This is a genomic window from Planomonospora sp. ID82291, assembly GCF_015711645.1.
In the GTDB taxonomy this organism is placed as follows: Bacteria; Actinomycetota; Actinomycetes; order Streptosporangiales; family Streptosporangiaceae; genus Planomonospora.
In genome coordinates, this window is record NZ_JABTEX010000010.1 from 47,242 (window position 1) to 58,558 (window position 11,317).

The 11,317-nt window shown below is 70.9% G+C and carries 11 protein-coding genes; 10 read left to right on the forward strand and 1 reads right to left on the reverse strand.

Going from position 1 to position 11,317, the window contains the following annotated elements; translation table 11 throughout:
• Positions 1–54 precede the first annotated feature (54 nt).
• The 6 genes from HS045_RS33005 to HS045_RS33030 all read left to right on the forward strand — a co-directional run bounded on the left by HS045_RS33005 (position 55) and on the right by HS045_RS33030 (position 5,289).
• Entirely contained in the window at positions 55–2,040 is a 1,986-nt protein-coding gene (locus HS045_RS33005; protein ID WP_196455557.1) for a hypothetical protein, read from the forward strand.
• A 159-nt stretch (positions 2,041–2,199) separates the two neighbouring features.
• Complete coding sequence (locus tag HS045_RS33010; protein WP_196455558.1) at positions 2,200–2,715, forward strand: hypothetical protein; 516 nt, start codon at positions 2,200–2,202, stop codon at positions 2,713–2,715.
• A 12-nt stretch (positions 2,716–2,727) separates the two neighbouring features.
• Positions 2,728–3,480, forward strand: a complete 753-nt coding sequence (locus HS045_RS33015; RefSeq protein WP_196455559.1) for a hypothetical protein — start codon at positions 2,728–2,730, stop codon at positions 3,478–3,480.
• 36 nt (positions 3,481–3,516) lie between these two features.
• The gene (locus tag HS045_RS33020; protein WP_196455560.1) at positions 3,517–3,792 is read left to right on the forward strand and encodes a hypothetical protein; all 276 of its coding nucleotides are present in this window, start codon (positions 3,517–3,519) and stop codon (positions 3,790–3,792) included.
• A gap of 87 nt (positions 3,793–3,879) precedes the next feature.
• Entirely contained in the window at positions 3,880–4,305 is a 426-nt protein-coding gene (locus tag HS045_RS33025; protein WP_196455561.1) for a VRR-NUC domain-containing protein, read from the forward strand.
• A 123-nt stretch (positions 4,306–4,428) separates the two neighbouring features.
• A complete protein-coding gene (locus tag HS045_RS33030; RefSeq protein WP_196455562.1) occupies positions 4,429–5,289 on the forward strand; it encodes a hypothetical protein in 861 nt (286 codons plus the stop codon).
• A gap of 53 nt (positions 5,290–5,342) precedes the next feature.
• Here HS045_RS33030 and HS045_RS33035 read toward each other — a convergent pair whose 3' ends face one another.
• Complete coding sequence (locus HS045_RS33035; protein ID WP_196455563.1) at positions 5,343–6,008, reverse strand: hypothetical protein; 666 nt, start codon at positions 6,006–6,008, stop codon at positions 5,343–5,345.
• 184 nt (positions 6,009–6,192) lie between these two features.
• On the opposite strand from HS045_RS33035, the gene HS045_RS33040 reads away from it, so the two are divergent.
• From HS045_RS33040 to HS045_RS33055, 4 genes are all read left to right on the forward strand, one after another.
• Positions 6,193–7,914, forward strand: coding sequence for a hypothetical protein (locus HS045_RS33040; protein ID WP_196455564.1), 1,722 nt, complete (start codon positions 6,193–6,195; stop codon positions 7,912–7,914).
• Positions 7,915–8,238: 324 nt separating this feature from the next.
• The gene (locus tag HS045_RS33045) at positions 8,239–8,637 is read left to right on the forward strand and encodes a hypothetical protein (protein ID WP_196455565.1); all 399 of its coding nucleotides are present in this window, start codon (positions 8,239–8,241) and stop codon (positions 8,635–8,637) included.
• A 90-nt stretch (positions 8,638–8,727) separates the two neighbouring features.
• Positions 8,728–8,964 (forward strand): hypothetical protein, encoded by a 237-nt coding sequence (locus HS045_RS33050; protein ID WP_196455566.1) that lies wholly within the window; start codon positions 8,728–8,730, stop codon positions 8,962–8,964.
• Between the two features lie 11 nt (positions 8,965–8,975).
• Positions 8,976–11,267 carry a phage portal protein gene (locus tag HS045_RS33055; protein WP_196455567.1) on the forward strand — a complete coding sequence of 764 codons (2,292 nt, stop codon included), beginning with the start codon at positions 8,976–8,978 and terminating at the stop codon, positions 11,265–11,267.
• Positions 11,268–11,317 lie beyond the last annotated feature (50 nt).

Here is an 11,317-nt window from a genome sequence, read left to right on the forward strand (position 1 = left end):
GGCATGCCCGGCATTGCCGCGCTGGACAACCACATATCGCCACTTGATCCCCCCATGGGTCAAGCTGGGCATGCCGTACTGACCGCTGCCCGGACGTGGGAGCTGTGCGCCCCGCGGCTGAGCGAGCACGACCGGATCCGGATCGCCCGGAGCGGCAAGTCCCGGGGCTTCACCGGCCGCCGGGAACTCCCGCTGACCAGGCGGCAGCCTCCGTACGTCGCTGCCCTGTACGTCTACCGGTACGGCGCGACGAAGGTCCTGTTCGGCGACATGGACCCCAAGCGCGCGGCCGCCGCCGGAGCAGCCGACCCGCTCGCTGTGGTCGAGGCCGAGACCGCGGACCTGGCCGCGCTGATCGCGGCCTGCGGCGGTGACGGCTTCACCGACGTCTCGCCGGCGACCGGCGGCCGGCACGTCTACATCCCGTGGGCCACGGCCATCTCCTTCGGGCCGATGCGGCGCGTCGCCGAGGCGCTCGCCCGCCGCTACGTCTCGTTCGACCCCGCGCCGCACCAGAACGCCGTAGAGGGGCTGATCGTCCCACCGGGCTCCTGGGTCCGTGGTGGCGGCTTCCGGCAGCTCACCGATCCCCCGACGCACGTCGAATGGGTGCTCGATCACCCGAACGGGCCGGAGGTCTGGTCGGCGCTGCTGGATGCGCTGCGGCCGGAGCTGGAGGAGCTGGAGCGGATCGGACCCCGTCGTCAGGAGACGACCACCTCGGCCGCGGCCGCCGAGGCCCCCGACGCGACACCCGAGGAAGTACGGGCGGCGGTGGCGGCCGCCTCCTGGGCGGTGGCCGACGACGAGGACGGCGTTCCCGTGTGGAGGCGACCCGGAGGTCCCGTTCCCCGCCTGTCTCCGCTCATGGAGTCCATCGCGTGCACCGGCCGGTACGAGCGCGGGGTCGGCTCGGGCCGGTACGGCTCCGACTCCGAGGCCAGGCAGGCGGTCATCGCGGGCGCCGTCTCGTGTGGATGGCGGCTGGCCGAGGTCGCTGCCCGGCTCCGCGCCGGGGACTGGCCCGGCCTCGGCAGGTTCTACGCCCGGTACAAGGACGCCGCCGCCCGGGTCAAGGCGCTCCGGGCGGACTGGGACAAAGCGGTCGCCTGGATTGCCGGGCGGGAGACCGGGCGTGACATCCACACACGGGAGAGAACACACGGGGGGGTAGGGGAGATAGCCCTTGAAGGGGTGCCGCTGACGCTGAAACCTCCGAGGTCCTCCTCTCCCCTGGATGAGGCTTCGGCGCTGCAGCAGACACGGAGGTGGTACTCGGCGTTCAGGGCAGCGGAGACGCACCGGTGGAGCGGGCCGGGCGGGATCACGAAGCGGCGGATCCTGCGCGCGATGCTGAAAGCTGCGCAGCTGCGGCGGAGCATGGTGATCGGCTTCGGCGTGCGGGAGATCGGGCTGCTGGCGGGCCTGGACCACTCGACCGTCGCGAACCACCTGCGGGAGCTGCGAGCCGAGCCTGACCCGTTCATCGACCATGTCGCCGAGTACCACCAGGAGCAGCCGGACATCTACCAGCTCATCATCCCGGCCGGGTACGCCGAGGCGGCCGCGTGGCGGCGCTGGCAGCCCGGCAGACTCGGCGGGATCCACCCGGTGTTCCGGGAGCTGGGCGGGCCGGCCGCGATGCTGTACGAGGTCCTCGGCGCCGAGCCGGTGCGCTCGTGCGACCTGCCCGGCCTGGCAGGGGTCTCCGAGACGGCGGCCAAGGTCGGGGTGCGGGCGCTTGCTGAGCACGGCATGGCCGAGCGCGTCGCCGGCGGGTGGGTACGCGGGCCCGCGGACCCGGGGGAGGTGGCCGAACGGCTCGGGGTGTACGAGCGGGTCGACCAGGTGGTGAAGCGCTACCGGAAGGAGCGGGAGGAGTTCCGGACGTGGTTGAAGATCGTGAATGCCGGGTTCGGGCCGGAGGCGGACGACGGGGAGGACCGGTCGTTCCCGGATGAGGTGAGGGCGGTGTTCGGGCCGCCGGAGTGGGTGGTGGTCGAGCCGCACGGGCCGCCAGCGGGGGCGGCGCGACGTTAGCGCTCTTTTGTGCTTATCTCCCTGGGCCGTACGAACGATCGGCCGCGTGGTCCCCTACACGACTAGAAGCGACAGTAAATTTGCTGTACAATTCTAAGCGTGTCTGGGGGTGCGGTCCTCCCGGCACACCTACTGCCCCCAGGGAGAAAGGTCCCTCACGTGACCATCATCGACGCGCCCGAAACGCACGGCTCCGACACTGTCTACCTCCTGCCCATCCCGTACGGCGTGCAGGTGCCCCGTCTCGCCGACTGGGCCATCTCCGTGTCCATGGGCAGGGAGGAGGAGCAGCGCTTCGCCGAGCTGGCACTGGCGTGCATCGCGATCAGCGAGGACCTCGCCAACGGCCACGACGGCACCGCTGTCGACGCTGAGCGGCGCGAGGCCGACCTGCTCCGCTTCAAGAGGGCCATGGCGGCGGTGACCGCCGACATCGGCCCCATCACCCTCGCCGTCGACCCCGGCCAGGCCGCGGAGATCGCCGACGCCGCCCATCAGATCGCCGCGACCGCCCAGCCGGTCGAGCTGGACCCGGCCGTCATCTGGGATCTGCTCGACGCGACCGGGCACGGCGAGCACGCCGGGTGGACGCATGACTCGCGGTGGCCCGAGGTGGTGTGCGCGTGCGGTGACACCGTGCTCCGCCTGACCGTCCCCGCCCCGGCCAGCCGATAGCGACCGGCGCCCGTGGCCCGCGAAGCGTGCTGCCTGGACGGGTGCGACCGGCCCCACCATGCGCGGGGCCTGTGCCGTACCTGCTATGTGCGCTTCGCGGACCAGGGCAAGCCGTTCCCCCGGCCCGCGAAGACGCCCGCGCCGACGTCGAAAGCGAAGCGCCCGCCGCGCCACGGCTCCACCTCCGAGCGGTACGCGCGGTTCCTGGAGCTCGACCGGCCGGGCGTCACCAACATGGAGTTGGCCGCCGAGCTGGGCTGCTCCGAGCGGACCGTCATCCGCTACCGCAACGCCTTCTGCCCGCCCCAGGAAGAAGCAGCACCCGTGCCTCCTCCCGTCCCCGCCCCGGCCGCTCCGGCGCCGCTGGACGACCGGCAGCGCCAGCGCCTCGCCGAACGGACCCTCCAGGCCGCGCTCAACCTCGCGGTCATGGTCCGCGACGAGGACGCCACCGCCTGCCGGGAGTTCGTCACCTCCCTCCCCGCCGACCAGCGCGACGCCCTGCCGTACGTGCTCGCCGCGCTCATCCCCGTCGACCAGCCGGTGGACGCGCTCCTGGAATGGATCACCTGGGACGAGCGTGGCCGCCCCCTCAATCAGCCGACCACGCCCCGATGCACCGCCACCCGGGCCCCCGCTGCTCCCGCGACGGCCAAGCAGCACCGTGACCGCGCCGAACCGCTGTGCATCCCGTGCCAGGACGCCGAACGCACCTACCGGCGCGATCTCTACCGGACCAAGAAGCGGCGCACGCGCGCCGCCTGACCAGCCCTCCCCCCAGGCAAGGAGACCCCCGACCGCGTGAGGTACTACGCCATCCCCGACGACGAACGCCCCGGCGCGGGCCTGGTCTGCAACATCTGCCGGACCTCGGTCGAGACCGGCCCCTGCCCGGACCACGTCGAATTCGGCTCGGACGCCGACTGGTACGCCGCGACCGGCATGTGCGGCCAGTGCCAGCGCGACGGCGCCGACTGCGACGGGGCATGCGGCTGCTCCTGCGCAGCCCTGCACCCGCCCGGCACGCCGGCCCTCGTCATCCCCGGCCAGGTGCTGCTCGATCTCATCCCCCTGTGACCGGCTCGCGGGCGGCGCCGAGCATCGACCTCCGCCGCCCGCGGGCCCACCAACTCGAGAGGAAGGAACCCCGTGAAGGAGAACAACGTGGTCACGAGGACAAGGCGCACCACCGTACGGCGACCGGTCGTGCCGGTCGGCCTGAGCCGGGAGAAATACCTGCGGCAGGCGGCCCGAGACATGATGGAGGACGTCCTCCAGGCCAACGTGCGCCGCCTGGCCGCCGCGATGGGTTGGCGGGTCCACTGCTGGTACAACAGCCGCAAGTCGCCGCCCGGGTTCCCTGACCTGACCCTCATCCACACCGGTCAGGGCCGGATCATGTTCCGGGAGTTGAAGCGCTCCGGCAGTCGCGGCGTCATCAGCGAGGCCCAGGCCGCATGCATGGCCGACCTCGCGGCAGTCGGCATGGACGTGAAGGTCTGGCGGCCGGAGGACTGGCTAGACGGCACCATCGAGGCCGAACTCTCCTCACCTGGCACGGCCCCGGCTTCCGCGCCGATGCGCGAGTAATCTCCTCCTGGTTCACAGGAAAGTAAACGCCCTATACAATCTGCGGTGTGCGCCGGCAGGCGCGCACCGCCCGATCAATTGTGAGCGGGAGGAAGCAAGCCCCAGGAACCCAAGGACCCCACCATGACGACCACCCTGCCGAGCCGCCTGAAGAAGATCGCCGACGAAGTCGCCTCCGCGCACAAGACCGTCCTCGACCTCCAGAACCAGCACAAGCGCTGCGCCCACCGCCGCAACCTCGGCGCCCTGGTCCTCGTGCGGACCCACAAACGCAAGGTCGTGCCGACCCTGCGCGTCGCCGGCCTCGCCCGCAACAACTGGGTGACGGGCATCCTGCCCAAGGCCCCCACCCGGCTCCCCGATTGGACGGCGGAGAAGGCGGAGGAGGTCCTCGCCGAGACGGTCAAGACGATCGCGGACCTCGCGATTGAGGAGGCGAGGGTCCGCGAGGTCCGCATCCGCGGCCTGCGCGCCCTGGCCGACGCCGAGCTCGACGGCGAACCGCTGTTCACAAACACAGAGATCGCCGACCTCGTCGGCATGTCCAAGGTCACGGTCGGCGAAGACCTCGCCAAGACCGCCGAGGCGGCGGCCGCGGCCGACGACAGCACCCTGGAGCCGGCCGCAGTGCTCGCCGAGAAGCTCGGCGTCCCCCTCAAGGAACTGATGGACCGCATCCAGTACGCGAGGGAGAACGGCATCGCCGTACCGCGCACCTCCCGGGGCAGCGGCCGCGTCCTCATGGTCGACGTGCCCGCGTTCGAGGAGTGGTGGACGGCCAACCGGTTCCACTGGCTGCCGGCGCAGGCCCTCGCCGAGCGGTGGGGCGTGGAGTACGGGACGCTGAAGGAGCGGCTGCGCGCGGCCAAGGCGAAGGGGACGACGCCGGAGTCGGAGAACCGCGGCCGCCGCATCTTCTACAACCCGGAGGCCGCGGACGCGTGGGGCACCCAGTACGGCTACGCACCCGCTGGCAAGAGCTGAACCAGGGGAGCCCGCCCCCTGGCAGCGTCGGGAATCCGGGCCCCGGTTCGACGTTAGTCGGCCGGGGCCCTGCCGTATTCCCCGTCCCGATACACCCAATCGAGGTCCTTCTTAGCAGTGACGGGCACTGCAGGGACGTTTATGCAAACCTCCCAATGCCCCGGTCCGCCGGAGGTGTCGTCTGTCGGGCGGCCGCATGGACATGTCCATGCTTCTGCATCGTCGTCGGCTCGGGGCGGCCAGAACTGGAGACGGATCATGGTGGTCCGAGGGCAGTCCGCCCCGTTGATCGGTGGCCACCGCTCCACGACGAAGCTGTTCGAGCGGTGGTGGGCGCGTACCAGCCCTACGTCTGCAGATTTCGTTTGGCCTTCGTGGTCATGCATGATTGCTCGCACTCGATAGCTACGAGGCGAGTAGAAGGAACCGAAAAGCAGCCCGTCCTCTTTGAAGAACACGCCGATCTCCAGCTTGAAGTCGAGCGGCGCCAGATGGTGAGGGCTGAGGGACTCGTGGCGGCGCTCGCGCTCCTCATCACGCCGTTCCTGTTCGACCTGCGCGACGGCTGCTGCATGCTTGGCGGACTCCGAGGCGGATGCGGCGGCTCTCTCGGTGGACTTGGCAGACGCTTTGGCGGCCCTGGCAGACACTCCGGAGAAGTAGAGAGCGAGGAAAGCGGCGAGAGCTGCGGCTACGGCGGCGGCGGCGCTGACGTCCACATTCAGCAAGTTACCCGAGCGCTTCGTCCTCGCCTAGCGGGTACAGCATGATCCTCATTCGACGTTAGTCAGCCGGGGCTTCATCCTGTCCGGCCGTGATCAGCATGCCCGTCGCGTACGCCCGCCCCATGCCTGTTTCGGCCATGGGTGCGGTGGTGTCCGCCGAGGTCCCCGGGCGGCCGTCGTGGTGTTGATCGCCCCGGCCGCGATCAATCCGCCCGGGGACGCCCAGTCCCGGATGGCGGCCGCCATGTTCGCCGAGCTGATGGAGCTCCCGCCCGACGAGCGGCGGGTCCTGCTGGAGGACCTGACCGACACCGAGGCCCGCCAGGTGTACGCCGCGGCGTACCGGGCGGCCGGCACCTCGTTCGCGCTGTGGGTCGATGATCCGGTCGGGTTCTGCGAGCAGGTGCTCGGCAGCGCGGTGTGGTCGGTGCCGCGCCGGTTCATGACCGCGCTGACCGAGCACAAGCAGGTCGCCGTCCCCTCCTGCTTCGGCTCCTCCAAGACGTTCTCCTGCGGGCAGCTCGTGCTCTGGCACTCCCTGGTCCACCCGGTCGGGACCGGCGTCACCGTCAGCCTCGCCCCGCTGTGGCGCCAGGTCGTCCGGCAGCTCTGGCGGGAGGTCCGCGGCGCCCACTCCCGCGCCGGGCTCCCCGGGATCATCGACATGGCGCAGTACAAACTCCCTGACGCCAACGGCCTAGAGACCGTGGTCGCCTACGGCATCGCGGCCGCGCCGTACAACGAAGCCGCCGTGCAGGGCATCCACGCCAACCAGCTCCTGCTGGTGGTCGAGGAGGCCGGCGGCATCGCCCACACGATCGGTGACAACCTCGCCGGTCTGCTGGTGGGCGACGGCACGAAGATGATCGCGATCGGCAACCCGCCGACCGACGAGGTCAACACCTGGTTCGAGAAGCTGTGCGCCGACGAAGAGGTCGAGACCATCCCGATCTCGGCGTTCGAGACGCCGAACCTCACCGGCGAGGACTTCGGGGAATGCCAGTCCTGCCCCGGCGGCGGTCACTCCCCGGCCAAGCACATGGTCGACAAGGCGTGGATCGACCGGACCACCCGCGTCCACGGGCCGAAGTCCAACTACGTGCGGGCGAAGATCCACGCGCTGTTCCCCAAGGGCCTCACGAACGTGGTCATCCCCTCCGACTGGGTGAAGGCCGCCACGGACATGGAGGAGCCGGAGCTGCGCGACGGGTGGTGGCGGCTGCGGGACCTCGGCCTGGCCGACGAGGACGCCGAGTGGGTCGTCAAGGCGGGGGCGTGGGTACGGCTCGGCGTCGACGTCGCCGCGGACGGCGGTGACGAACTGGTCGTCGCGCGTGTGGTGGGGGACCTGGCGACGATTGAGCACGCGAGCAGCGGGCCGGAGAACGCCGACCCGGTGCAGGTGGCCGGGATCGTGCTGGAGCAGATTCGCCGCGCCGAGGCGCTGGCGCGGGCGCTCGGGTCGGCCGCGCGGGTGCGGGTGAAGATCGACGGCAACGGGCTCGGCTGGGGCGTGGCCGGTCTGCTCGCGGCATGGGGGCGCGAGGGACGGCACGACGCGGAGATCGTCAGCGTGCTGGTGTCGGAGTCGCCGGGCCGGGAGGCGGACGAGGCGACGCTGAGGCCGCACAGGAAGAGAGACGAGATGTGGCTGGCGGGCCGGGCGCTGGTGCGGCCGGACGACTACGGCGACGCTCAGATCCGGTTGCGGGTGGACGACATGACGGCTGCGCAGCTCTCGGCGCCGAAGCTCACCACGAACTCCACCGGGCACTCGGTGGTGGAGTCGAAGAAGGACATGAAGAAGCGCGGCGTCTCCAGTCCTGACCGCGGGGAAGCGGTGCTCTTGAGTGTTTACGAGCCTGCTGTGGAGGAAGAGGAGTGGCGGATCATCGCCTGACGAGCAGTCCGCGACGCGCAAGCATGCCCTTCGGTTTACAGCTATGCGAAATTGTTATTAACCAATAGTTCGCGGCGGGTGTCACTCTCAGTGTCGAATCTCCTTTACTGCCACTGATTAGAACCTTTACCTTTTGAGGCGTCCTTAAAGCGCTGCTCGAACTGGCTATAAGGACTCAGAGCCTTTCCGACCGTCAGTGGTAGCTGAAGAACCTGGCCTACTCACCCAAGAGACGCGCCCGCTCTGCGCCGGGCCTCTCTTGACGGGGGGTGACCAGCCAGGAGACCGCAGTTACGTCCTAGTGATGTGCTGGGAGAGATATAGATGCCGTACCCAGAAGGCCACGCATGGGGAATCGCGCTCACCGTGGAGCCGGCCGCCGATGAGCTGATGTGGCGGCTTGTCGATAAACCATACGTGACCTTCCCCGACGACCTCCGCTTCTTTCCTGACTACGGCCAGCAAGGGCTCGTCTTCGCCGCCCTGGACCGGTACTGCGTCAAGTGCCGGCAGAAGTTCGACCTGTGCGCGTGGGGCGAGTGCCTGGCCGACACGACCAACGGTGAGCACCTGCGCGGTGGCAACTCCGCCGAACGCAAGTCCCGCAGCACCCCCCATGCTCCCCTAGACGTTCTCGTCCGCCGGGCCGCCTCACCCGTGAGGCGGCAGCGGCGCGAGGTCCCCGCCTACATGCAGGCCAGCCGCCTCGACGGTCTCAACTAGGCGCGACGCGACGTAAAGCCTCTCGGCCCCTACCGTGCCCCGGAGCCCGCCCCCACCCAGAAGGCGGCGCACCGGTACGGAGGGGCCCAGGTGTATTTCGACCCGAACGAACTCATCGCCGAGCGTGACCGCGAGCAGCACGACCCCGCTGCGCACGCGCAGCAGCGGCGGGTGGTCCGCGACCTCGTCGGCCTGGCCCTGCTCCTCCTCGGCGCGCTGTGCACCTCGGCCGCGGCCTACCTGTGGAGCCCGGCCGCCGGCCTAGCCCTGGTGGGCGTCTACCTGATGGCCGGGGGCTGGCTGCTCGCCTCCGGTCAGGCGAGCTGAGGGGCCGCCGGATGGCACGCACCTTCCTGCCCGGCCTCCTGAACCGGGCCGCCGCCCCCGCCCTGCACACGACGCAGTCCTCCCTGGAGATGGAGCTCAAGCAGCTCGTCCCCAACTACGGGGCGGTCGCCGTCTCGGACTGGTCCAGTAACTTGTCGGCGGCCGCGCGCCGCGCCTGGCCCGTCGAACGCGCTGTCGCCGAGGCGTTCGAGCGCGTCGTGTGGGTGTTCAAGGCCTGCGACTCGATCGCCGAGCACCAAGCCAACCTGGACTACATCCACCGCGACCCCAAGACCGGCGAGATCATCGAGGATGACCCGCTGGTCGAGCTGCTCAACGACGGCCAGGCCAACGAACTGGAGACCGGTCGCCAGTTCCGCTACCGGCTCTCGGCGCAGATCCTCCTGTCCCCGCGGGGCGCGTTCGTGGAGATGACGTTCGACCGGCGGGGCCGGCCGATCCGCCTGGACCTGCTGCCGCCGGGCCGTACCCGCCCGGTGCCCGGGAAGAACGGCGTCCTGCTCAGCCATTTCGAGACGATCACGCCGGACGGCACACGGGTACCGGTCCCGGCCGAGCGGGTCCGCTGGTTCCGAAAGCCGCACCCGACCGACCCCTACATGGGCATCACCCCGCTGCAGGCGGCCGGGCTCTCGGTCGACCAGGACTTCCTGGCGAAGATCTACAACAACTCGTTCATGCTCAACGACGGCCGTCCCGGCGGCATCTTGAGCGTGGAGGGCCGCACGAACGAGACCGATGCCCGCAAGCTGGAGGAACGGTTCGGCCGGGGCCCGGCCGAAGCGGGGAAGCTGACCGTGATCGGCGGCGGGAAGCTGTCCTACGTCGACCTCGCGGCGACCCCGAGAGACATGGCGTACGGGGAGATGGCCGCCCGCGCCAAGGAGGAGGTCCTCGCCGCGTACGGCGTCGGCGAGACCGTGCTCGGCAACTCCTCGGGCCGGACGTGGGACAACGCCGAGCAGGAGCTTTTCACCTTCTGGACGATCACGATGCCGCCCCACCTGCGCATCCTGACGACCGGATTCAGCCGGGACGCCGGCAGGGGCATCCGGCCCGAGTTCGACACCAGCACCGTGGAGGTGCTTCGCCGTACGGCCGAGGCCCGCCGCCGGGAGGCCCGCGAAGAGGTCAAGGAAGGCCTCATCTCCCCGGACGAGTACCGGCAGATCGCCGAGTACGAGCCGTACGACCTGCCGCACACCCGCGCCATCTACATCGGGATGAGCCGCACGCCGATCCCGACGCGGCCGGAGGACGCGGCCGCGCTCGGCCTGGCCTCCCCCGCCGGGGAGCAGCCTCCCGCCGCCCCGGACGCCCCAGCAGCGCCAGGAGAGCCGGGAGAGCCGGGGGAGGAGCCTGCCGCCGAAGAGACCGCGCCCGGCCCGGATGCGACGCCTCCGGGCAGGGAGGCGGCACCGCTGGACGCCGGCGACCCCGCCACCCAGCAGGCGTTCGCGATGATGCAGGGCATCCTCGACGGCAGCGACGTCGAGACCAAGACGCTGCTCGGGCAGACCACGACCGCGGCCGCCGACGATGTCCGCGACCAGACCGAGGCGAATCTGCAGGGTGCGCTGCAGGCGCTGGTGCGGCGGCTGGTGCAACGCACCGCGGCCCGCGTCGCCTCCCCCAAGGCACGCAAGGGGACCCGGCACTTCACCCCGGAGTACAAGGCCGACACCCGCGTCGGGACGGCTCCGCTGGACGCCGAGAAGATCGCTGACACCAGCACGTGGGAGGAGGAGGCCGCCGCGGTGCTCACCCCGGTCCTGGCGGCGGCGGCCGCCACGGTGGCCGGTCCCGGCGCCGCTGCGGCGGTGGAGGCGGCCGGATGGCCGGTCGGTGAGGCGCGGGACTGGCTGGTGGCCCGGATCGTCGGCGCGGCCCGCCGGCTCGGGGACCTGATCCGCACCCAGGACGCGGCCGGAGCTGACATTGATCGGCTCGTAGCCGAAGTACGCGCCCAGCTGCCCGGCCTGGAGGAGTGGGCGGTCCGCGCCGGGGTGCAGGCGGCGACCGGGCTGACGCACGCCGTGGAATTCGTGGTCGCCCAGGACGCCGCCGGGCCCGGCGGCATCGTCTCGGCGACGTGGCGCACCCGCCGCGACGGCGACGTGCGCCCCTCGCATCTGGCGGCGGACGGGCAGATCCGGCGCATGCCCACACCGTTTGACGTGGGCGAAACCCGCCTGCGGTGGCCCGGCGACTTCACCGCCCCCACCGAGGAGACCGCCAACTGCCGATGCCGGCTGTCGTGGGTCGTCTCCCCCGGCCGGTGAGATCGCCCCCGGGGCCGGGGCGACGTTAACGCCGGAACTCGGCACCCTGC